This window comes from Rhizohabitans arisaemae, assembly GCF_025996515.1.
GTDB lineage: Bacteria > Actinomycetota > Actinomycetes > Streptosporangiales > Streptosporangiaceae > Rhizohabitans > Rhizohabitans arisaemae.
Map to the genome: position 1 here is coordinate 917,977 of NZ_BLRH01000034.1, position 23,306 is coordinate 941,282.

The 23,306-nt window shown below is 68.7% G+C and carries 27 protein-coding genes; 15 read left to right on the forward strand and 12 right to left on the reverse strand.

Annotated elements, in window-relative coordinates:
• Positions 1 to 449: 449 nt before the first annotated feature.
• The 3 genes from RUR_RS19775 to RUR_RS19785 form a co-directional block, all read right to left on the reverse strand.
• The gene (locus tag RUR_RS19775) at positions 450 to 1,262 is read right to left on the reverse strand and encodes a carbonic anhydrase family protein (RefSeq protein ID WP_346349052.1); all 813 of its coding nucleotides are present in this window, start codon (positions 1,260 to 1,262) and stop codon (positions 450 to 452) included.
• Between the two features lie 411 nt (positions 1,263 to 1,673).
• The gene (locus tag RUR_RS19780; RefSeq protein WP_283136574.1) at positions 1,674 to 2,477 is read right to left on the reverse strand and encodes a carbonic anhydrase family protein; all 804 of its coding nucleotides are present in this window, start codon (positions 2,475 to 2,477) and stop codon (positions 1,674 to 1,676) included.
• A 427-nt stretch (positions 2,478 to 2,904) separates the two neighbouring features.
• Positions 2,905 to 3,726: a carbonic anhydrase family protein gene (locus RUR_RS19785; protein ID WP_283136575.1), complete on the reverse strand. Its 822-nt coding sequence runs from the start codon at positions 3,724 to 3,726 to the stop codon at positions 2,905 to 2,907.
• A gap of 799 nt (positions 3,727 to 4,525) precedes the next feature.
• Here RUR_RS19785 and RUR_RS19790 point away from each other — a divergent pair.
• The 3 genes from RUR_RS19790 to RUR_RS19800 all read left to right on the forward strand — a co-directional run bounded on the left by RUR_RS19790 (position 4,526) and on the right by RUR_RS19800 (position 7,399).
• Positions 4,526 to 5,461 (forward strand): hypothetical protein, encoded by a 936-nt coding sequence (locus RUR_RS19790; protein ID WP_283136576.1) that lies wholly within the window; start codon positions 4,526 to 4,528, stop codon positions 5,459 to 5,461.
• A gap of 93 nt (positions 5,462 to 5,554) precedes the next feature.
• On the forward strand, positions 5,555 to 6,247 hold the full coding sequence (locus RUR_RS19795) for a hypothetical protein (RefSeq protein ID WP_283136577.1): 693 nt from the start codon (positions 5,555 to 5,557) through the stop codon (positions 6,245 to 6,247).
• Positions 6,248 to 6,442: 195 nt separating this feature from the next.
• Positions 6,443 to 7,399 carry a threonine/serine dehydratase gene (locus tag RUR_RS19800; protein WP_283136578.1) on the forward strand — a complete coding sequence of 319 codons (957 nt, stop codon included), beginning with the start codon at positions 6,443 to 6,445 and terminating at the stop codon, positions 7,397 to 7,399.
• Between the two features lie 270 nt (positions 7,400 to 7,669).
• Here RUR_RS19800 and RUR_RS19805 read toward each other — a convergent pair whose 3' ends face one another.
• Positions 7,670 to 8,179 (reverse strand): DinB family protein, encoded by a 510-nt coding sequence (locus tag RUR_RS19805; RefSeq protein ID WP_283136579.1) that lies wholly within the window; start codon positions 8,177 to 8,179, stop codon positions 7,670 to 7,672.
• Positions 8,180 to 8,283: 104 nt separating this feature from the next.
• On the reverse strand, positions 8,284 to 8,601 hold the full coding sequence (locus tag RUR_RS19810) for an ArsR/SmtB family transcription factor (protein ID WP_283136580.1): 318 nt from the start codon (positions 8,599 to 8,601) through the stop codon (positions 8,284 to 8,286).
• Positions 8,602 to 8,660: 59 nt separating this feature from the next.
• On the opposite strand from RUR_RS19810, the gene RUR_RS19815 reads away from it, so the two are divergent.
• The gene (locus tag RUR_RS19815; RefSeq protein ID WP_283136581.1) at positions 8,661 to 9,683 is read left to right on the forward strand and encodes a questin oxidase family protein; all 1,023 of its coding nucleotides are present in this window, start codon (positions 8,661 to 8,663) and stop codon (positions 9,681 to 9,683) included.
• A 36-nt stretch (positions 9,684 to 9,719) separates the two neighbouring features.
• On the opposite strand, the gene RUR_RS19820 is transcribed toward RUR_RS19815, so the two are convergent.
• Positions 9,720 to 10,181 carry a hypothetical protein gene (locus RUR_RS19820; RefSeq protein WP_283136582.1) on the reverse strand — a complete coding sequence of 154 codons (462 nt, stop codon included), beginning with the start codon at positions 10,179 to 10,181 and terminating at the stop codon, positions 9,720 to 9,722.
• A 206-nt stretch (positions 10,182 to 10,387) separates the two neighbouring features.
• Between RUR_RS19820 and RUR_RS19825 the strand changes: the two genes are divergently transcribed.
• Together RUR_RS19825 and RUR_RS19830 are read left to right on the forward strand one after the other, a co-directional pair.
• On the forward strand, positions 10,388 to 11,704 hold the full coding sequence (locus RUR_RS19825) for a BTAD domain-containing putative transcriptional regulator (protein WP_283136583.1): 1,317 nt from the start codon (positions 10,388 to 10,390) through the stop codon (positions 11,702 to 11,704).
• Between the two features lie 177 nt (positions 11,705 to 11,881).
• Positions 11,882 to 12,166 carry a hypothetical protein gene (locus tag RUR_RS19830; protein WP_283136584.1) on the forward strand — a complete coding sequence of 95 codons (285 nt, stop codon included), beginning with the start codon at positions 11,882 to 11,884 and terminating at the stop codon, positions 12,164 to 12,166.
• A 236-nt stretch (positions 12,167 to 12,402) separates the two neighbouring features.
• On the opposite strand, the gene RUR_RS19835 is transcribed toward RUR_RS19830, so the two are convergent.
• The gene (locus tag RUR_RS19835) at positions 12,403 to 12,603 is read right to left on the reverse strand and encodes a DUF3073 domain-containing protein (protein ID WP_428847008.1); all 201 of its coding nucleotides are present in this window, start codon (positions 12,601 to 12,603) and stop codon (positions 12,403 to 12,405) included.
• 228 nt (positions 12,604 to 12,831) lie between these two features.
• On the opposite strand from RUR_RS19835, the gene RUR_RS19840 reads away from it, so the two are divergent.
• Together RUR_RS19840 and RUR_RS19845 are read left to right on the forward strand one after the other, a co-directional pair.
• On the forward strand, positions 12,832 to 13,014 hold the full coding sequence (locus tag RUR_RS19840) for a hypothetical protein (protein WP_283136586.1): 183 nt from the start codon (positions 12,832 to 12,834) through the stop codon (positions 13,012 to 13,014).
• A gap of 2 nt (positions 13,015 to 13,016) precedes the next feature.
• Positions 13,017 to 13,352 carry an ArsR/SmtB family transcription factor gene (locus RUR_RS19845; protein ID WP_283136587.1) on the forward strand — a complete coding sequence of 112 codons (336 nt, stop codon included), beginning with the start codon at positions 13,017 to 13,019 and terminating at the stop codon, positions 13,350 to 13,352.
• A gap of 8 nt (positions 13,353 to 13,360) precedes the next feature.
• Here the strand turns inward: RUR_RS19845 and RUR_RS19850 are convergent, their stop codons facing one another.
• Positions 13,361 to 13,825 (reverse strand): hypothetical protein, encoded by a 465-nt coding sequence (locus tag RUR_RS19850; protein ID WP_283136588.1) that lies wholly within the window; start codon positions 13,823 to 13,825, stop codon positions 13,361 to 13,363.
• A gap of 102 nt (positions 13,826 to 13,927) precedes the next feature.
• Between RUR_RS19850 and RUR_RS19855 the strand changes: the two genes are divergently transcribed.
• Together RUR_RS19855 and RUR_RS19860 are read left to right on the forward strand one after the other, a co-directional pair.
• Positions 13,928 to 14,614, forward strand: a complete 687-nt coding sequence (locus RUR_RS19855; protein ID WP_283136589.1) for a response regulator transcription factor — start codon at positions 13,928 to 13,930, stop codon at positions 14,612 to 14,614.
• Positions 14,611 to 15,888: a sensor histidine kinase gene (locus RUR_RS19860; RefSeq protein WP_283136590.1), complete on the forward strand. Its 1,278-nt coding sequence runs from the start codon at positions 14,611 to 14,613 to the stop codon at positions 15,886 to 15,888. Before RUR_RS19855 ends, RUR_RS19860 begins: the two co-directional genes overlap by 4 nt.
• Positions 15,889 to 16,182: 294 nt before the next feature.
• Here RUR_RS19860 and RUR_RS19865 read toward each other — a convergent pair whose 3' ends face one another.
• A complete protein-coding gene (locus RUR_RS19865; protein ID WP_283136591.1) occupies positions 16,183 to 17,013 on the reverse strand; it encodes a nitroreductase/quinone reductase family protein in 831 nt (276 codons plus the stop codon).
• Between the two features lie 443 nt (positions 17,014 to 17,456).
• Between RUR_RS19865 and RUR_RS19870 the strand changes: the two genes are divergently transcribed.
• Positions 17,457 to 17,795 carry an ArsR/SmtB family transcription factor gene (locus RUR_RS19870; RefSeq protein ID WP_283136592.1) on the forward strand — a complete coding sequence of 113 codons (339 nt, stop codon included), beginning with the start codon at positions 17,457 to 17,459 and terminating at the stop codon, positions 17,793 to 17,795.
• Entirely contained in the window at positions 17,792 to 18,220 is a 429-nt protein-coding gene (locus tag RUR_RS19875) for an SRPBCC domain-containing protein (RefSeq protein WP_283136593.1), read from the forward strand. Before RUR_RS19870 ends, RUR_RS19875 begins: the two co-directional genes overlap by 4 nt.
• Before the next feature lie 8 nt (positions 18,221 to 18,228).
• Here the strand turns inward: RUR_RS19875 and RUR_RS19880 are convergent, their stop codons facing one another.
• On the reverse strand, positions 18,229 to 18,774 hold the full coding sequence (locus RUR_RS19880) for a GNAT family N-acetyltransferase (protein WP_283136594.1): 546 nt from the start codon (positions 18,772 to 18,774) through the stop codon (positions 18,229 to 18,231).
• Between the two features lie 61 nt (positions 18,775 to 18,835).
• Between RUR_RS19880 and RUR_RS19885 the strand changes: the two genes are divergently transcribed.
• Together RUR_RS19885 and RUR_RS19890 are read left to right on the forward strand one after the other, a co-directional pair.
• Positions 18,836 to 19,309 (forward strand): MarR family winged helix-turn-helix transcriptional regulator, encoded by a 474-nt coding sequence (locus RUR_RS19885; protein ID WP_283136595.1) that lies wholly within the window; start codon positions 18,836 to 18,838, stop codon positions 19,307 to 19,309.
• 132 nt (positions 19,310 to 19,441) lie between these two features.
• Positions 19,442 to 20,008, forward strand: coding sequence for a PepSY domain-containing protein (locus tag RUR_RS19890; protein WP_283136596.1), 567 nt, complete (start codon positions 19,442 to 19,444; stop codon positions 20,006 to 20,008).
• 133 nt (positions 20,009 to 20,141) lie between these two features.
• Here RUR_RS19890 and RUR_RS19895 read toward each other — a convergent pair whose 3' ends face one another.
• Positions 20,142 to 21,677, reverse strand: a complete 1,536-nt coding sequence (locus tag RUR_RS19895) for a choice-of-anchor I family protein (RefSeq protein ID WP_283136597.1) — start codon at positions 21,675 to 21,677, stop codon at positions 20,142 to 20,144.
• Between the two features lie 320 nt (positions 21,678 to 21,997).
• Here RUR_RS19895 and RUR_RS19900 point away from each other — a divergent pair, with 320 nt between their 5' ends.
• On the forward strand, positions 21,998 to 22,609 hold the full coding sequence (locus tag RUR_RS19900; RefSeq protein WP_283136598.1) for a hypothetical protein: 612 nt from the start codon (positions 21,998 to 22,000) through the stop codon (positions 22,607 to 22,609).
• Positions 22,610 to 22,731: 122 nt separating this feature from the next.
• Here RUR_RS19900 and RUR_RS19905 read toward each other — a convergent pair whose 3' ends face one another.
• On the reverse strand, positions 22,732 to 23,046 hold the full coding sequence (locus tag RUR_RS19905; RefSeq protein WP_283136599.1) for a hypothetical protein: 315 nt from the start codon (positions 23,044 to 23,046) through the stop codon (positions 22,732 to 22,734).
• Positions 23,047 to 23,306: the final 260 nt, after the last annotated feature.

Below are 23,306 nucleotides of genomic sequence, written 5' to 3' on the forward strand. Positions count from 1 at the left end.
CGACCATATACCCAATGCACACTTATACAAATATACAAAAGCGGACAAGATAGGAAAATTAACGGAAGGCCACATCGACACGATCTTCCAATCCGGCAAACGAAGATCGAATTTATGCACCGACATCGGATGAAGATCCAGGAAATCATTCCAGCCCGCGCCGATCCAGACAATTCATCGCGAAAATGGGTGATCCCGCCGCCGAGTACTAAAGGTGACGGGATCGGCAGTTGGCCGCGGCTCGACCGAGAGGCTGACGGCCGAGGCTTCTTGTAGATCGATCTTCTCCGCAGTAAAGCTCATCCACGGGATCGCACAGATACCCCGCTGATCGATCCGAGGAATTCTGCCCCGGAAATCCGTCGGATGACCGCCTCGCGGACATGGGTGATCCCGCCGCCAGGTGCGGAGGGCGACGGGATCACAGGTCAGACGGATTCAGCCGGCCGTCACGGCCAGGGCTTCTTGTAGAGGGTATGGGCCGCACCGGTCACCGGTTTGGCGTTGCCGTTGGCGAGCCCGGACCAGATACCGATGTAGTCGTCCCGGTAGCCCGACTGGATGGTGCGTCCGGCTGACGGTGGGAAAATCACGAAGGCGACCGGCCCCGAGTAGGGCGATGTGGTCAGCGAACCCTCATATCGGTAGGTGACTGCGCTGGCGGATATGTCGACAGGCAGCAGATTCCTTGGGTTCACGTCAAGCCTGTCCTCCGCAGGCTGGCACTCGTTCAACGGAGGTGTGACGACCGGCGGATCGCTGATGATCTTGTCGTAATCGGTCCATCCACCGGCACCGGTGGAGTAGATGTAGACCACGATCACCACATACTTGGGCGTGGCGGAGTTGTTGATGTGAACGAGGTGCGCCTCGATCGGCTCATAGGTCCCGTTGAAGCTGTGCTCGGCCGGCGCGTGGAAATGAACGTTGTTCAGGTTGTAGGTGGTCCCCCCATAAGTAATCGACTGCGTGCTGGTGGTCACCTCGCCGCGCATGTCCTCTTCGGCGTCCCGGGTGCTGCACGAAGCCGGCAACGCACCCTTGGAGTGGTAGCTCATCCGGACGGTCTCGGTCGCGGCGTTGACGTAGCTGTAGGTGATCGCCGGCTGAGCATTGCCGTTCACCGCGTTCGCGGTCACGATCGCCACCGGACTCGACGCGTACATGAAGGCGTTGGCGGAGCTCCCGGCGTAAACGGAACCCGCGATGAGAAGGAGGATGACCGCTGCAGATCTTGAGAGGCGAGTAAGACGCGAGTGCATGCGGAGGCCTTTCTCGAACGGCCGAACCCGACTGCGTTATGCGCGCGCGAACAAACGAAGATCCCCAGCCGCATCCGGACCGGCACTATCAGAAGGACACCCAAAACACTAATTATATACCAATAGACCAATCAAGCTTTTTATCATGACCAAAACGAACATAATGACCAAAGATCTCAATAGTGACTTAGGTAAATACAAAGAAGGGGACAAGTCACACCAATTGCCCACAAACCAAAACATGACCTCCCCAATCTTTCTAATGAAGATCGAATTGCCGCACAGGCTCTGACAAAGATCAAAGAAGCGTTCCGCTCTTGCCGCTTCGGATGACACTCCCTGGACATGGGTGATCCCGCCGCCAGGGGGAGGCGGCGGGATCGGTGATCAGACGGCTTCAGGCAGCCGCTACTACCAGGGCTTCTTGTAGATCGTCGTCGGAGACTGTTCCGCTCGCCAGTTACCGCCGACCCCGGAGAACACGTTCTCGTAAGCGGTGATGTGACTCGACTGGAGGGTGCGCCCGACCGAGGGATCGAAGATCACCCAGGCGACCGGGCCGGGGTAGGGCGAGCTGCTCCCAGTGGTCAGCGAACCCTCATACCGGTACGAGGTCGTGGTACTGGTCGGCAGCAGGTTCGCGGGGTTGATGTCGAGGCGGTTCACCGCCGGATCGCACTCGGCGGGCGTGTTGAACAGCAGCTCGTCGTACTCGCTCCACCCGGCGGCGGGACGAAGGTAGACCGTGACCACCACGTACTGAGGCCTGCCTGCGCCGGCTGAGGCGTTGAAGTGAACCAGATGCGCCTCGATCGGCTCATAGGTCCCGTTGAACTTGTGCTCGGCATGCGTGTGGAAGTGCACGTTGCTCAAGGGGTAGGTGACGTTGGTGGGGCCCGGGAAGGTAACCGTGATCGTCGGACTGGTCCCACCCGAGGCCACCGAGGCCCGGACGTCTTCCTCACGATCCCGCGTGGTGTTGCATGTTCCCTTGGAGTTATACCGCAGCGACATCGTCTGGTTGCCGACGGAGGAGTAGTTGGAGAAATCGATGGCCGGCTGCGAGTTGCCGTTCACCGCGCTGGCGGTCGCGATCGGCACCGGGCTCTGCACGAAGGTGAAGACACCGGCGTAGCTCGCGGCGTACAGCGAGCCGGTGATCAGGAGAAGGGTCGCCACACATCCGGAGAGAAGAAGAACGAGACGTCTGCGCATACAGATGCCTTTCACGAACAGCCGACACCGACTGCGTCAAGCGCGCGCAATTGGCAAAAAGAAGATCTTCACCCACATTCGGCTCGGCTGCGATGGGAACGACATTTTTGACATTACGTACACACCAGAAGTCAAATCAAGCTTTTTATCATGACCAAAATAAACAAAAATACTACTATATGTATCGGTCACGAAATTTCGGACATAGCAGCCAACCCGTCACACCATGAACAGGGTGAACGCTATTAATCAGCTACTAAGACCGTAAAACCGGAAAATGACGCACCAAATCACCCGCAGACCCGGATGGAACTGCGGTGAGCAGGCGAAACATGCACCCAGGGCGCCCGAGCACAGCACAAAGATCCCGCCACCCCGACGGGGCTGGGGTGGCGGGATCGGCGGTTGCGGGATCAGCCCGCGCGGCTCATGGCGTCCGATAAGTGGTGAACTTCTGGCCCTGCACGAGCGGCCTGGCGTTTCCGTTGGGGAACGCCGACCAGATGTGCCGGAGGACGGCGGAGTGCTCCGCCCCGATGGGGAGCGGCCTCTCGAACACCACCCAGTGCACCGGCCGATGGTAGGAAGGCGGTGAACCGGAGGGGGTGGTGAGCGAGCCGGTGTAACGGTAGGTGACGGCGGTCTCCAGATCGGGAGGCAGCAGCCGCCACAGGTCGACTCCCTCGCGAACATCGCCGCCGTCGAGTTTCCGGCACTCGTCTCCACCGGTTTCCGGCTCCAGAACCGCGGGGTAGGAGACAAGCCGGCCGTAGGGGTCGTCGGCCAAGCGCAGGGTTCGGCTGGGGGTCAGGAAGACCGCCACCACCACCGGGTTCGGGTCGCCGGGCCTGATGTGGACGAAGTGCGCCTCCATCGCCGCGGACCCCGCCTCCGATTTGAACCTGTGCTCGGCGCCTGCGTGGAAGTGGATGTGGTCGAGCGTGTACTCGCGTCCCCCGAAGGTGACGAAGGACCTCGTCCGGTTCACCGGATCGGCCCAAAGCTCGGGAAGGAGCGGGATCGCGCGAATGTCCTCGGCGGCCTCGCGCGTCTTACACGAACCCTGGCTCTGATACTCCATCCGCATCCGGGACCGGGTGCTGGCGTTGTAGTGAAACGCGATCGCCGGCCGCGGCCCGCCGCCCACCGGCGTGACGTCGTCGAGTTCGACCGGGCTGAACACCGGGGGATCGGCGGCGGCACCTCCACCGAACGCCAGGGAAGACGCCACCACGAGCAGAGCGGCCACCGCCGATCGGGAGCACCGCACAACACCGGATCGCATAAACGGGCCTTTCGCTAACGGCCGTCACCGAATGCGTCCTGCACGGCAGGAAACTCCAGCCCTTCACCCGCATCCGGATCGGACGATGGGACCGACACCCACGACAGTAAATACAGTTTCCGCGCCAAGCAAGGAGATGCACAATGCACCAAATCACCGAAACAACCAGATGATCACGATAATCGACACGCAAATCATGGCATCAGATCGGAGGTATTATCGCACCTTTCCCCCACCAAACCCGAATCTCCTGACGGGTCCGATCCAGGGAAATAGACGACATGACGCACCCAGCTCTCATGACGATTACCGAAATCCTGGTGGATTACTGCATGACCCGCGAAATGGGCCTCCGCCGTGAAAGGGAAAACGGCGTTCACGCTCACCCACCGGTGACAAGAACACCCGGAACCCGGTACCTCTGAAGCCGGCAGACCATCGCCGGTTTGCGTGAACTCCCGCGATCCGCCTCTGCGGTCGCCCTTCTGACAGATCGGAGGGGTGACGGAGACCGTCTCCCAGCCCGATTTCCGCGGCCGGTCGGGACACGGTCCCACCGGACCCCGGGGCGGCCGGGCGCCGACACGCGCCGAACGGGCTCGGCGGGCCGACAAGATCGGGATATGGTCGTCACTGCCCATTCCCCCCGGTGACCTGGGGCGACACCTCTCCTGGTTCTTTGGGCCCGCACAGCAGGGGACCGGCGGGGCGCCGTGTCCCGGCCATCGGAGCCACACGCTTCGCAATCGGAAAGGGAATGGGCTTGAAGAGGTACCTGTTGTTTGACGGCGGCTGCCGGCTCTGCACATCCGTCGCCCGGGGGGTGGAGGAGGACGCCGGGCACTGGCTCCAGGCGCGGAGCCTGCACGATCCGGAGATGGCGGCGCTCCTCGGCGAACACCGCCCGAGTTCACGGACCCGCCCGGCTCTGGTGACGGACGACGGATCCCGCGTCCGGGTCTGGACGGGATTGGCGATGTCGATACGGCTCGCCGCCGGGGTCGGCCCGCGCCGCGCGGCCAGGATCGTCCGCCGGATCGCCCGGATGCCCGCGGCCGAGGGCGAGGGGACGTCCCGCCGTTCGGCGCTGCGCGCCACGGGTGCCGGGGCCCTGGCCCTGCTCGGGCTCACGTTCGGCTCGGGCACTGCGGCCGCGGTGACCGGGGACGGCGACGGGGGTCCGATCCTGATGGGCGAGGCGCTCTCGGCCGCGGTGGAGGCGGCGCAGGGGTCGCCGGAGGTGCGGAGCGCGCTGACCCGGGTCGCCGGACTGGGGTACGGGGCGGAGCCCGCCGAAGCGGTGGCTTTCACCACGGGGACCGGCTCCACGATCGTGGTGCTCTTCTTCCCGCTGGTAAGCGACCCACTCAATCAAGCCGCCGTGATATCTCATGAATTCGGTCCTGAAATCACCAATAAGACACTCGTCGAGTTCGTTGCCGCCAACCCCGACGCGTGGAAAAGCGGGGTTCTCAAACCCGGGGACATCACGGTCGCGAAGGCGAGACCCGGGGAGCTCGCGCCGGCCGGAGCGGGTGAATACATCTCCTGTCTGGTCTTCTGCGTCGGGGTGAGTTGCGCGGGACCCGCGTCCCGATGCCGCGGTCTGATCTTTATGTGGGCCGTCCTGGCCTGCATGGTCGCCGTCTGCGGATCAAAAGTCCGGGTTTGTCATGGCTCATGTAAGGGTGCGTGGTAACCCGGTTCCCGAGAATTGATTTCACCGCGGCATTCCGGCGATGAAGGGGTAGGCTAATTCATCGTCGGAATGCCGCACACGGAGGCCGCGAAGGTGAACGACGGTCCGATCTCCCGCGTCCAGCACGCGCTCAGGGAAACGCTCGATCAGGCGACATTTGATTTCGAGTGGTTTGTCGGCACCCGCGAAGGGGTCTCCATCGGGGGAGCCGGCACCGGCTACTGCGACCTCTCCGTCCCCCTGGTCGCCACCGAACTCGTCCTGGACGTCCTGCCCGACGCGGACGGCGACATCGTGACCGTGCGGGGGTTCTTCGCCGGGGAATCCCTCTACCAGCGGGTCGGCGGGGACGACCCGGAATGGGTGGAGCTCGAGGTGCACGGCGTCGGGGTGACCCCGGTGGCCGCGGTCCACTGGCTGACCGGCGTGGTCGACGCGCGCCCGACCGGGCCGGACTCCTTCGCCGTGGAGATCGACCTCGACCGCGCCGTGCGCTACTCCCCCGCCGAGCTGCGGGACACGATCCGGCTCGGCCTGGAGGAGAACCACGCCGGGCTCTCCCGTCTCCGGGTCCCGGCCGCTCTCTCCCTGGGGGAGACCGGGCTGGTCGCGAAGCTGGACGTCGAGATACCCGGTCTGCAGGACCCGGACCCCGGGCTGTCCCTGCCGCCGCGCCTGGTCACCCTGGAGCTGCGCCCCACCGGCCGGCGGCACATCGAGCTCCCCGTCGCCGACACCCGCATGCGCGTCCAGGACTTCATCGACGACCTGCTGCGCGACGACTAGCCGGTCCCCCTGAGCCGGGAACCCGTCACCGGCCCGCGGCATCCGCCGTACGGAGTCCGCTCGTGGCACGCGTACGGCCGCGGCGCGGCTGAAGGGGTCCCGTCCCGAAAACCGGGACCTATACCCACCCGGGTATAAGACCGGCCGATAGGATCACGAGGAAGGACACCTAAGGACCTTTGGGAGACTGCCACCGTGTCATCTTTGACCTACGCCGACGTGACGACCGCCGCGACCCGGATCGCCGGGCACATCCGCCCCGTCACGGTCGTCGAGGTCGACCCCGGGGTCTTCGGCAAGGCGCAGGTCTGGCTCGCCTGTGAGTACATGCAGCACTCGGGCTCGTACAAGGCCCGCGGCGCGGCCAACTTCACCGCCGTGCACACCGAATCCGGCGTCCCCGAGGCGGGGATCGTCATCGCCTCCGGCGGCAACGCCGGGCTCGCCTGCGCCTGGGCGGCCAGGCGGCACGGCGTCCCGGCGACCGTCTTCCTGCCCGAGACGGCACCCGCGGTGAAGGTCGAGCGGCTCCGCTTCTACGGTGGGCGGGTCCGCCAGGTCGGCACCGAGTACGCCCACGCGGCCGAGGCCGCCCGGCTGTACTCCGAGTCGACCGGCGCGATCCGATCCCACGCCTACGACCACCCGCTGATCGCCGCCGGGGCCGGGACCCTCCTCCCCGAGATCCTGGGCGAGATCGGCGGAAACCTGGACACGGTGGTCGTCGCGGTCGGCGGGGGTGGCCTGCTCACAGGGACGGCGATCGCGGCCGAGAAGCACCGGGTGCGGGTCGTCGCGGTGGAGCCGGAGAACTGCCGGGCGTTGCACGCCGCGCTGGCGGCGGGCCGGACGGTGGACGTCCCCGTCGACTCGGTCGCCGCGGACTCGCTCGGGGCCCGCCGGGTCTCCGAGGACGCGCTGCACTGGGCGGGGCGGGTCGGGGCCCGTTCGCTCCTCGTCACGGACGAGGCGATCGTCCGCGCCCGCCGGGCCCTGTGGGACCGCCGCAGGATCGTGGTCGAACACGGTGCGGCCACCGCCTACGCCGCGCTCCTGGACCGGGTTTACGTCCCCGAACCGGGTGAGCGGGTCGCGATCGTCCTCTCCGGCGCGAACACCGACCCCTCCGACCTCGTCCACGACCCGGCCTGACGAGACACCGCCGAGCCTGGCTCGACGGCCGCCAGGTGAGGTACGGCCTCAAGCGCGCCTGACCGCGATCCGCCGTACAGGAGCCGGATCGCCGTCAGGGTGGGCTGCCGCGGCCCGGTCCGAGGGTGGGTGCGGCCGCTCCCCGCTTCGGCGATCCAACGTCCGTGACACATCGTGAGAAATCCGATTTCACCAGGCGGAAGACCGGCGGAGTCAGCGAGACGGCCACCGGACACCTCCGCCCAACGGTCCCGCCGCTGACGGTGGCGGTCAGTAGTACCCCTTGGTGCCGTCGAGGAGCTCCCGGACCACGTCCAGGTGACCGGCGTGCCTGGCGGTCTCCTCGATCATGTGAAGCAGGATCCACCGCAGGCTGCCGGCGGCGGACTCGAAGTCCGGGTGGCGGCCCGTCTCGTCCAGGGAGTGGGCCGCGACGATCTCGTTCGAGACGGCGCACTGCCGGTCGTAGTCATCGAGCAGCCTGGCGATCGGGACTCCGTCGACCATCATGTCGGCGTCTTCCACCGTGTCGAACTGAGGTCCGTCGGCGGGCCCGCCGAGGAACATCACCTCGAACCAGGTCCTCTCCACCCAGCGGAGGTGGGAGACGAGGCCCGCCACGGTCATGAGCGGCGAGGACGGCAGTACCCGGCGGTGCGCGTCGGCGTCCGACAGGCCGTCGCACTTCCAGCGCACGACGGCTCGCTGCATGTCGAGCCAGCCGATGAGCTGGGTGCGCTCGTCGGCCGTACCGGGAGGGCGTGTTCGAGAAAGGACCATGGACCCCGAAACTACCCGCGTGACCTCGCAAAGTCATCGGGATTTCCGCCGGCCGAACCGTTCACGGCGGCCGCGCACCGGACTCCGGGCGACACCGGCCCCGTTCACACCGATGCGGTACGGGCGGCACGCCGCGAGGTTCCGGCCGGGAGCGGTGCCGCGGCGAGATCGCCCAGGATCCCGGCGACGCCGTCGAGCCCGTGCGGGGCGAGGGAGTAGCAGATGGTCGTCCCGTCGCGCCGGGTCGTCACCAGCCCGGCCTCGCGGAGCACTTTGAGGTGCGCGGAGACGGTCGGCTGGCTGACGTCGAACACCTCGGTGAAGTCGCAGGCGCAGATGTCGGGTTCGACGGCGAGCCTGCGCAGGATGCCGAGGCGTACCGGGTGTGCCAGCGCCTTGAGCACATCGATCTCCGTGGCCATATGGACAATATAGAGCCTTCTCTCTATATAGTGAGATTCCTATATAGAGAGAAGGCGATATGGATCTCCTCGACGAGGCGTTGGAACGCCTGCACCGGACCGGGCCCGAGTTCGCCGGCGGCCTGTCCAACCACGGACCCATGGCGGTCGAGGCCCTGGTCCGGCTCGGCCACGGAGGCGCGATCCCCCGGTGGGTGGACGGCTACCTCAAACAGCTCGACGAACTGCCCGGGACCGACCGGCGGATCACCGAGACGGATTGGCGCCAGGCGCTCGGCGAGCTCCGCCGGGTCGGGGACTGGACCGAGCTCTTCACCCGCCTCCTGGCCGAGGAGCCGTGGCGGGACGTCCTGGCCCGCTGGTGGCCCCGCCTCACCCCGGGCCTGGCCGCCGGGGCGACCCACGGGGTGATCCGCACCTCCCACGCGGTACGGGCGATCGCCGAGACCGAGACCCCGCAGCGCCGTACCGAACTCGCCCACGCCCTCGCCTACTGGGCCGCGGCCTACCAGCCGCTTCCCGGCGAGCCGCGCAGCTCCGGGCAGCTCGCCCTCCCCGAGGCGCTGGCCGCACTCCCGATCCTCACCGTCCCGCCCGCCCCCGGCTTGATCTCGACTCAGCTCGGCGACCTCGACGGCCTGCCCGGATTCCCCGGAGCGGTGCGGGCGCTCCGCCCGCCCGGCGACGTCCCCGAGGCCCTGGCGGAACTCGCCGACGCCTTCACCCGGATCTTCCTCACCCACGGCAGGGACGCGCCCGTCCGCTTCCTGCACGCGGTGACCGCCCCCGTGGCCACCGCCTCCGCGCTGCCGTACCTGCCGCAGTCGCTCTGGCGACCCACCTACGACGCGCTCTGGCAGCTCGGCGCCGGACTCTACGGCGCCTTCGCGGGCGAGGCCCGGGTGGAAGCCCTGCCCACCGGAGCACCCCCGGCGGCCGAAGAGCTCACCGCACGGGCCGTCGCCACCGGTGAAGAACACGCGATCAAGATGACCGAGGCCTGCCTGCGCCTGTACGCCCGCACCCCCGACCCCCTCCACCTGCACGCGGCGGCCCGAGCGGTGGAACTGCTCGCCCCCTGACTGGCCGCCGCGCACGCCGTTCCGGCGGAGGCGGGGTCAGGTGCCGCAGTTGCCGTACCCTCGGCTGCCCTCACCCCAGACGGTGGAGCCCGGGCTGTGGATGCCGCCCCAGAAGGCGACGCACCTGCCGCGGGCGTAGGCGGCGACGTTCGCGTAGTACTTGTACTCCTTGGAGTCCAGTTCGCCGGCGCCGTTCTGAATGAGCAAGTTGGCGGTGACCTTACTGGGCACCCCCACGTACTTCGACTTGATCGTGGTGACGCAGTTGTACCCGGAGGCGCGGTTGTAGAGGAGGTAGACGTATCCGAAGACCTCGCCGTTGAAGACCGATCGGACCGCCCGGACACCGTCGTCGACGACGGCGAACCCCGGCCCGCAGATCGCTTGCGGGGTGTACGGCGCGGCGTTCGCCGCACCGGCCGGTCCGGCGGTGAGCGCCGCCGCCGTCAACGCGCCCACCATGAGAACCTTGCCGAACATCCCCACTCTCACACCCATGGCCTGTGCCCTTCCTGTCGAAGGCGGCGACACGCCGCCGTGCTTGGATGCAGCCTGCACTCGAGGGGTGCACGATCCCTGTACGGCGCGGCTCGGGGAGCACAGGAAGAGTGCAGCCGCAGGCAGGCGGCGGGCGATCGTGAAACCGGGACGGGGTTTCACCTGAATAGGAAAGTTTATTTACTACTCTGTGAAATACTCCGCAGGTGGACTTCCTCGTGCTCGGCGCTCTCACGATCACGCACAACGGGCGATCCACCGCCCCCAAAGCGGCCAAGGACCGCGCGTTCCTCGGGGAACTCCTCGCCCACCCCGGTGAACCGATCTCCTCCGAGCACCTCGCCGACGTGCTCTGGCCCGACCGTCTCCCCGCCGATCCGGCCAACGCGGTCCAGGTCCGCGCCTCACGGCTCCGCGCGCTCCTGCGCTCCGTCGCCGGTGAGCAGGGGGAACAGGCGCTACGCACCCGATCCGGCGGCTACGAGCTGGACCTCACCCACGCCGACACGGACCTGGGCCGTCTCCAGGAGGCGATGTGCGCCGCGGAGGCGGCGGCGACCGACGAGCAGGCCGCCTCACTGCTCGCCGGCGGGCTCGCGCTGCGGCGCGGCGAACCGTTCTCCGACGTTTCCGCCACTCCGTGCGTGCAGACCCAGGCGACGCATGCGCAGGAGGTCCACCTGGCGGCGATCGAACGCTACGCGGACCTGGTCCTCTCCGGGCAGCCGCGACCGGCCACACTGATCGCGGACCTGACCGCGCTCGCGACCCGCCATCCGCTGCGCGAACCCCTCCACCACCGGCTGATGCGGCTGCTGCGCGCGGCGGGCAGACCGGCCGAGGCCCTCACCGTCTACGAGCGGCTGCGCACCACGCTCCGGGACGAACTCGGCACCGACCCCGGCCCCGAACTCCGCGCCCTCCATCAGGAGATCCTGGCCGCCGGGACCGCCGACGAGACCCAGGAACCCGCTCCCGTCCCCCCATCCGGGACGACCGGTGGGAATACGGTCCCCGCCGGGCCGCTCCGCCGGCTCCGGCGAGGACCACGGTGGCGGACGGCCGCCGTCGCGGCGGTCTGCCTGCTCGGTCTGGGCGCCGCCACCCCGCTGCTGTCCCGTGAGGGGAACCCGTCCGCGCCGCGGCCGCCCGAGCCCGTCCTCCCCGTCCCCGGCGACCGGTCCCGGTTGGACGCCGACGTCACCTATCCCGACGGCAGTCCCGTCAAGGTCGGCGAAAGGTTCACCAAGGCGTGGAAGCTCTCCAACATCGGCACGGTGCCCTGGCGTGACCGGCACCTTTACCGCCAGTACCCCTGGGAGGGGGAGGATCTGTGCCGGACACCGCGCAGCGTCCCGATTCCCGACACCGACCCCGGTGAAGCGGTGCTGGTCAGCGTCCCCGTCCAGGCTCCCGGGCAGCCGGGGATGTGCAAGGTGTACTGGAAGATGGTCGACGTGCACGGCAACCAGTTCTTCCCGCATCTCAGCGGGATCTTCTTCGACGTCCGCGTCGTGCCCTGAGCCGGGCGCACGCCGTACGGGCTCCGCCCGCCCGATCGGCGGACCCTGATCGCGAACGCCTTCGCCGCCGCGCGCCGTACCGGACGCCGTCCGGTGGGAAGCGGTGAGGCGCCCGCCGCATGCGTCGCGCGATATCGTCGAGCCGAACGTCCCCCGACAGGTTGTGGAGGAACCGAGGTGGATCGGCTGCGCCGCGTCGCCCGGGTGCTGGTCGCCCTGGCCGCCGCGGGCTATCTCCTCTACTGGTCGATGTTCCTCGCGGTCTGGTCCGGCGCGGCGTCCCGCTCCCCCGGCTGGGCGTCGCTCGGGCGGAGTCTTCCGACGCTGACGATCTCGCTGGTGGTGGGGCTGGCGGCGCTGGTGGTGTATCGATGGCTGCTGGACCTGCGGGTCCGCTCCCGGTGGCTCTGGCTCGCCTTCGTCTTCCCGCTCTGGCAGGCGGCCGAACGTCTCTGGGGATGACGCCGGGTCACGGCCCCCAGGCCGTACTCTCCGCCTTCGGCGACTTCTCCGCGACCGGGTTGTCCGCCGGGGCCGGGAAGGCCCCGGTCTCAGCGGGCGAGCGATGTGCTCACCCGGTCCTCCTCATGCTCCCGGTGCCTGGAAGTCCGGCGCCTGTGAGGGGGTCGCACCGCGGTCGGCAGGTTCCGGACCGCTCCGCGGGGAGTCGCCGAAGGCGGGCTTGACGCGATGACGGACTACTTGCCCACTCCGTCCGCGTGGGTGTGCGCCTCGTCGTCGCGGGAGGAGTCGTTCACCACTCCGAGATCCTCACGCAGCCGATCGAGATCGATGGTGGGGCTGCTGTATTTGAGTTCGCGAGCCACCTTCGCCTGCTTTGCCTTCGCTCGCCCTCGTCCCACGGGCTCCACTCCCTCACGTTGGCCGAGTCCGGCCACTCCCTGCTGGTACCACAACTGTCGCGATATCTCTCATCGCCGACATGTCTTCCCGGTGCAGCCGGCTCGCGCCGATCGGGCATGCCGATCGCGGACTCGGCCCCACCGAGCGGTTCTCCATCTTACCCAAGTACGAGAGGATTTGAAGAATTTTTCAATTCACCATATCTTGACATGCAACCACCTGCCAAGAACGCAATCGAAGCACCACGTGGGGTGAGCAGAGATATGAGTGAGTTCGCGGCCGAGCTCCAGGCCGGCATCGACGAGACGGGCGCCCGCATCCGGAGTGCCCGCCGGATCGGCGACGACTACACGGCGGACAACCTGCTCGGGCGGCTGGAGAATCTGCTCCGAATCGCCGAACAGCACGGCATCGAGGTACACGGTACGCCCGACGGCGGCGCCTGATCATGCCGGTCCCGCTCTACCACGCCAAAGCGGAGTTCTTCCGTACGCTCGGGCACCCCGTCCGCATCCGTGTGCTGGAGCTGCTCCAAGACGGGCCCCGGCCGGTCCGCGACCTCCTCGGCGAGATCGAGATCGAGGCGTCCAGCCTCTCCCAGCAGCTGGCGGTCCTGCGCCGCGCACAGATCGTGACCGCCGTCCGCGAAGGCGGAACCGTGGTCTACACGCTCTCCACCCCCGACGTGGCCGATCTGCTCGCCACGGCCCGGCGGATCCTCACCCAGCTCCTCGCCGGCCAGGGTGAACTGCTCGCCGAACTCCGCGCGGAACCCCGGCGGTGAGCCTCCCCCTAGTCGCGTTCGACTTTGGTCGTCCCGACCGCGACGCCCTTCGAACAGGTGATCTCCAGAGTCACCTGGACGTCCTCCGATTCGAACTCGATCGACGCCTTGGCGTCGGGCCCCTGCTTCACGTCGTCGATTCCGAAGCCCTGAGCCGGACTCCACGACCGCAGCGTCGCCTCCCCGCCCCGGCAGGCCGCGACGACCGAACCCCCCGGTGTGGTGAACGCCTTCACGCTCGCGGCGGTGTCCGGCCTCCCGGACGACGGCGGGGCCGGGGTGGCCCGAGGGGGTGTGGCGCCGCCGGGTGTCGCCCCCGCCAGAGCCGCCTTGACCTGCTCGGGGCTCATGGGTGAGACCACGTGCTGGGACAGGCCCGCCCCCAGCAGGGAGATCGCCCAGGTGCTGATCACAGTGACCAGGACCGCGACGGCCACCCAGGCGAGCACGGCGAGAAGAGAGCGGCGGTTCACCCCGCCAGGATGTCAGGCCGAGCGATAACGCCTTCCTAAACGCGGGCTAAACGACGGTCTCACCTGCTGGAGCACACCGGTTTTGTGGCTAACGTAATCCCCGTGGCCCAACTCCTACTCATCGAGGACGACCCCGCGGTCCGATCCGCGCTGATACGCGCCCTCACCGAACGCGGTCACGCCCTCACCTCCGCGGCCACGGGGATGTCGGGCCTGCGGATGGCCGTCGACGACCGCCCCGACCTGGTGATCCTCGACCTCGGCCTGCCCGATATGGATGGATTCGAGATTATTCGCATGCTCCGGGCGGTGAGCCGGGTACCGCTGATCGTCGCCACCGCCAGGGACGACGAGGGGGAGATCGCCCGGGTCCTGGACGCCGGCGCCGACGACTATCTGGTGAAGCCGTTCGGCGCCGTGCAGCTGGACGCCCGGATCCGGGCCGTGCTGCGCCGGTTGCACAGCGAGGACGACGGCGATCAGACCCTCGTCGTGGGCGGGCTGCGCATCGACCCCAGAAGCCGGGAGGCGACCATGGACGGCCGCCCGATCGGACTGCGACCCAAGGAGTTCGACCTGCTCCTGTACCTGGCGGCCCGGCCCGGGCAGATCATCAGCAAGCGCGAGCTGCTCACCCAGGTGTGGCAGGTGCCGTACGGCGGCGCGGACAAGACCGTGGACGTGCACCTTTCCTGGTTGCGCAACAAGCTCGGCGAGTCGGCCCAGGAACCCCGGTATCTGCGCGCGATACGCGGCGTCGGGGTCAAGATCGTGGATCCCGCCGGATGAGGCGACGCCTGCTCGTCCTGGTCGCCTCGACGGTCTCCCTCGCCCTGGTGGCGTTCCTGGTGCCGCTGGCGTTCCTCGCCCGTACCCTGGCCGCGGATCGGGCCACCGCGGACGCCCTGGTCCGCGCCCAGTCCCTGGTGCCGGTGGTGTCGGTGAGCACCCGGTCCGAGCTGGGCCTCGCCGTCCAGCAGGCGAACAGCGGAAGCGGGTTCCCGCTCACCGTCTTCCTCGGCGGCGACGGCGTCCTCGGCGTTCCGGCCGCCGAATCGGACGCGGTACGGCTCGGTCTCACCGGCCGGAGCCTCACCGCGGAGGCGCCCGGGGGCAGGGAGATCGTCGTCGCGGTCCAGGGCGGATCCGAGGGGACCGCGGTCATCCGCACGTTCGTCTCCGACGCGGACCTCACCCAAGGGGTGGCGAACGCGTGGATCATCCTCGGCCTGCTCGGCCTCGGCCTGCTCGTCATCGGCCTCCTGGTGGCCGACCGGCTCGCCCGCTCCGTGGTCCGGCCCATCGGGGATCTGGCCCGGGTCTCCCACCGGCTCGCGGCCGGTGATCTCTCCGCGCGGGCCGCGGCGGAAGGCCCGGCGGAGGTCCGCGAGGTCACCGGGGCCGTCAACCATCTGGCCGGACGCATCCAGGTGCTGCTCAAACAGGAGCGGGAGGCGGTCGCCGACCTCTCGCACCAGCTGCGCACGCCGCTCACGGCGCTGCGGTTGGAGGCCGAGGCGCTGCCCGCCGGGGAGCAGTCGAGCCGGGTGTGCGCGGCGGTGGAGTCCATGGAGCGGATGGTCACCCAGGTGATCAAGGAGGCGCGGCGCTCCCGCCGGGACGCGCCCGGCGAATGCGAGGCCGTTCAGGTGGTCTCCGACCGTCTCGACTACTGGTCGATGCTCGCCCGTGACCAGGAACGCGCCGTCGAACGGCGGCTGGCCGCGCCCCCGCTGCCGGTGGGGCTGACCGAGGAAGCCCTGACGACCTGTGTGGACGCCCTCCTGGAGAACGTCTTCGCGCACACCCCGGAGGGGACCGGACTGTCGGTCCGGCTCCGGCCGCGCCCCGGCGGCGGAGCGGTGCTGACCGTCGCCGACGAGGGCCCGGGGTTCAGCGGGCACGATCACGCCGAGCGCGGGGTCAGCGGCGGGGCGTCCACCGGGCTGGGTTTGGACATCGTCCGGCGGGCCGCGGAGCGCTCCGGTGGTTTTCTGCACCTGGCCACCGGTACCCCGTCGGGTGCCCGGGTCACGGTGGAGTTCGGTCCCCCGATACTCTGACCGGCCTCATGCGGCGACCTGGGCCGCGCCGGAGACGGGAGCACCGGAATCGCCGTCCGGCGATCGTCGGCGGCGGGTTCCGCCCTGGCGGACTTCCGCGGGCGCGGCCGACCGGGGTTTCCGGAGACGGGCGAGCCCGACGACCGGCCGGCCAGGCTCCGCGGCGCCCCCTCCGGCGCCGCGGAGAACCGGACCCGGGGTATCCGCTCGGGAAGCCGCCCGCACGGCCGCGCCGGTTCGATTCCGGTCACGGCCTCCGCGCCCCGGCGCCCCCGTCCCGGCCGTGCGCGCCGGTCAGGGGCTCACCTGGTTGAGGATCGCGACCAGCTCCCGCTCCTCGTAATCGAGGTGCGCCTCCAGCTGCTCGATGAGCAGGTCCACCTCCGCCAGGACGGCCTCGGTCCCGACATCCGGACCGGCGAGCACGGTGCGCAGGCGCTCCAGCAGTTCCGCCACCACCTCGTGTTCCCGGCCGAGCTTGGCCAGCACCTCGTCGAGCGCCGGATCCCGCCCCGCCAGAGCCGGGAACACCCCGCCGTCTTCGCTGCGGTGGTGGAACTCCAGGCCCTGGCAGAAGGTGAGGCAGTTGACCCGGAGCTGAGCACCGAGGCTCTTCCCCGATTCGGCGAGCTCCTTGCGGATAAGGGCGAGCTCCCGGCGGAACGCCTCGTGGATCTTCTTGAGACTGTCCCCGAACGGCCCGGGCGGCGGGCCGTCGGCTATCGGGTACAGCGCCACCACGGGGATGACGCGATCGATCCCGGCCTGGTACTCGGCCCACCCCGGGTCCGCCTCGGCGGCTCGGGCGAAGAGGCGGTCCCGCTCCTCACCCTCCAGGACGACCGCGTTCGCCGGGTAGGTGAAGACACCGTACTCCACCTTCACCTGCGGGTTCGCGCGGATGTTGTGGTACCAGGCCGGATGCGCGGGGGAGCCGCCGGCCGAACCGATGATCAGCATCCGATCCCCGTCCGGCAGATACCCGACCGGAGTGGTACGGCTGACGCCGCTCTTGGCGCCCACGGTGGTCAGCAGAAGGAGGCGGGCTCCTTCGAACCGGCCCGAGACCCGGCCTTCGTTGGCACGAAACTCTTCGATGATCTGCTGATTGAAGTCGGTGGTCATACTTTGTTCTGCTCCAGGCATGTGTGAGTCCGCATGACTGCGGTAAGGGAACAACGACTGATCCGGCGGCGGAAGCCGACCGGCCAAACGACGTACGGGCCGACGGACCTCAACTGTCGTGGGCCGTCGAAATCGGGTACACCTGCGGCGCGGGGTGCCTGGCATCGTCGGGAAACACGGCGACGTGCGGGCGCGAGGGATCAGGCGCGACCTGTGTGGTGAGAACTCACGACTTCATCCCCCTTGTCATCGGTGCCACCCGCATGCCAACGGCAGCCGACAACACGTCAGATATTAGAGTTGATCTGCCGGAAGGCTGTCAAGGCACACACACGGGCCCGATGCGGGGCAGGCGGCGTTCGATATGGCCCCGCGGGCGCCGGCTATCTCCCACCACGAAAGATGCCCTTGTAGTTATATAAGCCAGTCGGTATGTTCAAAGGGTGTCCACCGTGTTCGACGTCCTGAGCGACCACTCCCGGCGGCGGATCCTCGATCTGCTGCGGGAGCGGCCCCGGCTCGTCGGCGAACTCGTCGCGGAACTCGGCATGAGCCAGCCGACCGTCTCCAAACACCTGCGGACGCTGCGCGAGGCGGGTCTGGTCCAGGCCCGTCCGGAGGCCGGGCGTCGCCGTTACGAGCTGCGCGCCGAGCCGCTGGCCCAGCTGGACGCCTGGCTGGAGCCGTACCGGCGCCTGTGGTCCACGGGACTGGACGCGCTCGAACAGCATCTGGACACCATGCCCGACACCGGGCCCGACCCACAGGAGCAGCTTCCATGACCACGACCACCGTCAACGGCCGCCCCGCCCTACGGTTCGAACGACGTCTGGCCCACAGCCGCGACAAGGTCTGGCGCGCCGTGACCGACCCCGTCCATCTCAACCGGTGGTACCCGCTGACCGTCACCGAGATGGACCCGCGACGCGGCGGCCTGATCGTCTTCGACGACGGCGAGGGCACCCTCTACAAGGCCACGATCACCGACTTCGACCCGCCGCGGCTGTTCGCCTTCGACGAGCACGATCCCGCCGGCGGGGCACGCGACTTCGACGACCACATGAGGATCGAGTTGTTCGATCTCGACGAGGGGGGATGCCGGTTGGTGTTCACCCACGTCCTCACCGACCCCGCCACCGCGGAGGGCGCCGCCGAGGGCTGGCGGCGGTGCCTGGACCTGCTGGTCGCCGCAGCCGACCGGGTGTGACCCTCGGATCACCCCGTCTCGGGACCGAGGCGGCGGACGCGCACGGTGTTTCGCACCACCCGATCGTCGCGCTCCTCGGTGTACTCGGCGACCTTCGCGTAACCGTGCCGGTCGTAGAAGCGGTCCAGCTCGGGACTGCCGGCCCAGTGATCCAGGGCGACCGCGGACACACCGCGGGCGCGCGCCTGCCGCTCGGCTTCGGCCATCAGCGCCGACCCGACGCCCCGGTTGCCCGGACCACGGTCGGTCAGCACGGTCTGGACGAACAGCGCCCCGTCGGGAACCGTCCCGGCCGGGATCCGCGGCGGCGCCCCGGGCGCCAGGGCGATCAGGCCGACGCACCAGCCGTCCCGCTCCGCCACGGTGAAGGCGCCCTGCCCCGCCCATTCGGCGAGCCGGCCCGGGAAACCGGGCACCCGCGAGAAGGGCACCGTCCCCCACTGGTCCGGACGACCTCGGGCGACAAGCCAATCGAGGACGGAGTCCATCAGCGCCAGAATGGCGGGAACGTCCTCGGCCGTCGCCGGTCGCAGACGAACGTGGTCTTCCGGCATGGGAACCTCCTCGTAGGCTAAGCTGTGCCCGGTAACTTCATTCGATTATCTAAAGGTTAGATTGTCAAATCAAATTCAAGCCCGCGCCGTCTCCAGGGCCGTTCAGGAACTGCAGGACGCCACCGATCTCCTCGACGAGCTGGCGGCCCGCCGGCTGGGCGTCAACCGCACCGACCTGCGCTGCATCAGCCGGCTGTGCGCCAAGGGGCCGCAGACCGCCGGTGAACTCGCGACCGCCGCCGGACTCACCAAAGGGGCGACCACCACCGCCATCGACCGCCTCGAACAAGCCGGTCTGGCCCGCCGGGCCCGGGACACGGCGGACCGGCGCCGAGTCCTGGTCCACCTCACCGACGAGGCCGAGCAGGCCGTCGAGGAGATCTGGGGCCCGATCGTGGCCGACGCCCAGGCCGAGCTGGAGCGATTCGGCCTCGCCGAGCTCGAGGTCGTCGAAGCGTTCCTCACCCGCGCGCTCGGCGTCCAGACCCGCCACACCGAGCGGCTACGCGGCACGATCGAATCCGATCGCGGTTGAGGGGAGCGAGGACGCCGAACCCCGGGGCCTTCCGCGTTTAGGGTGCCGTTAGGACTCGCGCAGCGCCCCGCTATCCCCGGCTCCCGCACCCTGGGGACGTACACACGACACCGATCGCACGTGAGGTCCAGCATGCGCAAGTCCGTGATCATCGTCGGCCTGGCCACGGCCGCCACGCTCATCATCGGCGGTGGGATGGCTCTGGCGACGTCTCAGACCCAGACGCCCGTCTCCGCGGGTCCGTCCACCGGGCCGTCTACGGGACCGTCCACCGGGCCGGCCCCGGCGATCTCCCGCGACCAGGCCGAGAAGACCGCACTCGCCACTGTCCCCGGCCGCGTCGTCTCCGCCGAACTCGACCACGAAGACGGCCGCCTGACCTGGGAATTCGACATCGTCGGCACCGACAACCGCACCCACGACGTCGACATCGACGCCACGAGCGGCACCATCCTCAAAAACCGCGTCGACGACGACCACGGCGACGACGAATCGCGCACGACCCCGGCGATCTCCCGCGACCAGGCCGAGAAGACCGCACTCGCCACCGTCCCCGGCCGCGTCGTCTCCGCCGAACTCGACCACGAAGACGGCCGCCTGACCTGGGAATTCGACATCGTCGGCACCGACAACCGCACCCACGACGTCGACATCGACGCCACGAGCGGCACCATCCTCAAAAACCGCGTCGACGACTGACGTCCGAGGGAAACGCCGCCCGTCCGGGCGGCGTTTCGCGTGCGGGCGGTTCGAGGACCGCGGCCTCCCCGGACCCGGCCCGGGGCGACCGGGCCGGCACCACGGCGCGGGGAAGCGCCGTGGTGCCCCCTGGTCAGCGGATCTCGTACAGGGCGGTGGTTCCGCTCACCTCGTTCCCCACCACCAGCAGCGGGCGCCGGGTGGGACTGTCCGCCGCCGGGATGAACAGCACGCCTTCCGGCCCGGAGTCCCCGGCCGTCCCGGCGGGAACGGAGCCGGTGAAGTCACGGGTGGTGACGTATCCGGCGAACCGGGGGTCACGCGGGTCGCTCATGTCGTAGGCGACGATCCCGCCGATCCGCTCCAGTCCGGCGAACGCGTAGGTCCGCCCGCGCACCTCCCCGACGGTGAGGCCCTCCGGCTCCGGCCCCTTGTTGTCGCTGCGGGTGTCGAACGAGCCGTTGGCGGTGTTGTCGGCGTTGAAGTCCGCGGGCGCCACCCGGGCGATCAGCCGCTCCAGCTCGTCCCCGGAATCCCAGACCAGCTCCCCGGAGGCGGACCGGACCGAGATCGAACGGCCACCGAACGCGTGCAGCTCGGTGTAGGCGCCGGTCGCGTCCCTCGGTGAGTCGGCGGCGACGTTCAACCGGCCCAATTCGGCGTCCTGCTTGAGGACGGCCGCGTCGGGCATGGCCAGATTGAGCGACTTGACCCTGACCTCGTCGGCGTGGCAGCCCCAGTCCCGGCCGTCGCCCTCGTTCGCGGTGACCAGGTAGGTCCGTCCGCCGGCCCGCAGATGCCCGATCGAGTCCGGCTGATACATGCCCTTCACCGGCCGCGACCGAATGTCGATCTTCCCGTCCTTGTCGGAGGCGTCGAAGCCGCTCTCCGTCCAGTCCTTCAACCCCAGCGGGACGACGTCGCTGACCCGCACCCGGTCCAGATCGACGATCGCGAGCGCGTTGTTCTCCTGGAGCGTCACATAGGCGACATCGCCGTCCACGGTGATGTACTCGGGTTCCAGGTCCTGGGCCGCCGTGGCGTTCGGGCCGGTGATCCGCACCCCGTCGGCGCGGAGTTCGTCGGCGTCGAATCCGCCGAAGCCCGCGGTCCGGACCGTCCAACGGCGGACGTCGACCACGCTCACCGAGCCTTCGGGGTCGGCCACCTGCCCGGCGCAGTAGGACGAGGGCTCGCCTTCGTTGGCGACGACGACGCGGTTCCCGTCCGGGGTGAAGGTCACCATGTCCGGCAGCGCGCCGACGACGACCTCCTTCAGCTTGCGCCCGGTCCCGGCCGCGAAAAAGGCGACGGTCCCCGGATCGGTCTTGACCGGTGCCTGCTGGGCGACGGCGACGAGTCCGCGCCGTACCGCGACGCTGTTCGCCCCGGGGGTCAGGAGTGTGGCGACCTTGTGCGGCCGTCTCGGGTCGTTGACGTCGAGCACGTCGACGGTTCCGGCCTGCGCGTTGACGACGAAGACCCTGCGGGTGGACGGGTCGTACGCGGTGATCTCCGCGGCACCCGCGTCGAAGCTCCCGGTGCTGTATCGGCCGAGGAACGTGAGCTCCAGCCCGCGAGGGCCGGTCTCGGCCACGGCCGTGGCGGGCAGAAACATGAGTCCGGCGACCAAAGCGGCCGTAAGACGGGTGGGGGGTTTGTTACGCATGGGGCGGAGCTTACAGACTTTACTGACAGCCTAAGTGCCGAATTACGGCCACTTACCCTGAATCTTCCCTGAACGCTAACTGAGCGGTACGGCTGACGCACGACATGCGACCACCGTGCCGTCGCATCGTGGATGGAGTGCCGCGCGTACCGACGGCGGTACGGCCGATGCCCGGCCACGCGACGTGCGGACACCGGCCCACGGCCGGGAACGAGCCCGAACAAAGCTCTACGTGAACAACTTCATCGGCGATGGAGTCGGACTCTGCGAAAGCCGTAACCGACTGTTGACGACGGCCGGACTCCGATCTAAGGGGAAGAATGCTACGTCGATTGTCGTTCGCCGGATCCGCCCTGGTCCTGACGCTGTCCGGATGCTCGGCCGCGCCGACGACCCAGATCGCGGACTCCGGCGCGCCGACGCCGCCGTCCGCCGGCGTGACGGCGAAGCCGCCCGCTCCCGCCCCGCCGGACCCGTCGCCAGTCCCGAAAGGCGACACATCCCGTACCGTCCGCTGCGACAACCTGATCGCGTCGGAGAAGGAGCTGCCGCCGGGGTTTCCTCCGATCCTGGACTCGGTCGCCTTCCAGCGCGAGATCGAGTTCCGACGGCCTCAGGCGAACCCGCCGGACCCCTGGAGCTTTCACAAGTCCGGGCTCCCCGTCCGGATCGGCGCACGCGTGGAGCTCAGGGTGCCGCCCGAGCAGAAGAGCCGGCTGCGGATCAAATGGGGCAACCCTCCGGCTCCTTCCTCCGAACCGGGCGGCCTCATCGTCGTCGACGGATGCGCATCGCCCGACCCGGCCGCCGAATGGATCGTGTTCGCCGGCGGGTACGAGGTCCGCGGGCCCGGCTGCTACCCCCTCGACGTCACCGCCGGAGGCCGTACGGAACGAGTCCGGGTCGCCATCGGCGCGCGGTGCCCCGCATAGCGACGAGGGCACCACACGGTTTTGAGCGTCCCCCACGCCGTCAACGCGCTCTCCCATGGTTCCCGAACGCCCGACCGGGGACGCGTGGCGGTGCTTTCCACACCGCCACGGGGGGGTGACTTCTAGAACTCGTCGGCCGGCATCGAGCTCTTCTTCCGGTTGGACTTCACGCCCTCCTGACGGGCGACGAGGGTGGCCAGCAGATCCCTGATCTCGACCTGCCCGGCCTTCAGATCATTGACGTCCTCGCCCATCCGATTCATCCTCACCTCCATGCGGACCTGACTTGCCCGGAAGAGATTCATCTCCTCACGCATGGCGACCTGCTCCACGCGCATGGCGGCCTGCGAGGCCTTGATTTCTCCGACGTCCTTCTTGATATCGACGATATCGGTCTCGATCCGATCGACACGTTGGTCGATGCTCAGCGTTGGCATGGGGCCAGCCTAGGGAGGAACGGAGTGATCACATGGCGCTACGATGTGTGATCAGGAACGCGGTGTAAGGTCCCTTCAATCGCGTCGAAGATTTCCTATTCGCCGATCTGCACAAGGCCGGTCACGCGGTGGCTCCGGGGACCGAGCATGTTCCGATCACGTTTGTCCACCGACATGCGAGGTCACCGGCTCAGGCCGGAACCGGGCAGGCCGAGAGCGGGCGAGGCCGGATGGTTCGCCTGCCGCTTCGGCTCCGGCCG

Coding starts and splice junctions, on each gene's coding strand:
- RUR_RS19900 (WP_283136598.1), top strand. CDS start 21,998: ATGCTACGTCGATTGTCGTTCGCCGGATCCGCCCTGGTCCTGACGCTG.
- RUR_RS19895 (WP_283136597.1), bottom strand. CDS start 21,677: ATGCGTAACAAACCCCCCACCCGTCTTACGGCCGCTTTGGTCGCCGGA.
- RUR_RS19890 (WP_283136596.1), top strand. CDS start 19,442: ATGCGCAAGTCCGTGATCATCGTCGGCCTGGCCACGGCCGCCACGCTC.
- RUR_RS19905 (WP_283136599.1), bottom strand. CDS start 23,046: ATGCCAACGCTGAGCATCGACCAACGTGTCGATCGGATCGAGACCGAT.
- RUR_RS19810 (WP_283136580.1), bottom strand. CDS start 8,601: ATGGCCACGGAGATCGATGTGCTCAAGGCGCTGGCACACCCGGTACGC.
- RUR_RS19775 (WP_346349052.1), bottom strand. CDS start 1,262: ATGCACTCGCGTCTTACTCGCCTCTCAAGATCTGCAGCGGTCATCCTC.
- RUR_RS19860 (WP_283136590.1), top strand. CDS start 14,611: ATGAGGCGACGCCTGCTCGTCCTGGTCGCCTCGACGGTCTCCCTCGCC.
- RUR_RS19815 (WP_283136581.1), top strand. CDS start 8,661: ATGGATCTCCTCGACGAGGCGTTGGAACGCCTGCACCGGACCGGGCCC.
- RUR_RS19880 (WP_283136594.1), bottom strand. CDS start 18,774: ATGCCGGAAGACCACGTTCGTCTGCGACCGGCGACGGCCGAGGACGTT.
- RUR_RS19820 (WP_283136582.1), bottom strand. CDS start 10,181: ATGGGTGTGAGAGTGGGGATGTTCGGCAAGGTTCTCATGGTGGGCGCG.
- RUR_RS19780 (WP_283136574.1), bottom strand. CDS start 2,477: ATGCGCAGACGTCTCGTTCTTCTTCTCTCCGGATGTGTGGCGACCCTT.
- RUR_RS19840 (WP_283136586.1), top strand. CDS start 12,832: ATGAGTGAGTTCGCGGCCGAGCTCCAGGCCGGCATCGACGAGACGGGC.
- RUR_RS19805 (WP_283136579.1), bottom strand. CDS start 8,179: ATGGTCCTTTCTCGAACACGCCCTCCCGGTACGGCCGACGAGCGCACC.
- RUR_RS19865 (WP_283136591.1), bottom strand. CDS start 17,013: ATGACCACCGACTTCAATCAGCAGATCATCGAAGAGTTTCGTGCCAAC.
- RUR_RS19875 (WP_283136593.1), top strand. CDS start 17,792: ATGACCACGACCACCGTCAACGGCCGCCCCGCCCTACGGTTCGAACGA.
- RUR_RS19845 (WP_283136587.1), top strand. CDS start 13,017: ATGCCGGTCCCGCTCTACCACGCCAAAGCGGAGTTCTTCCGTACGCTC.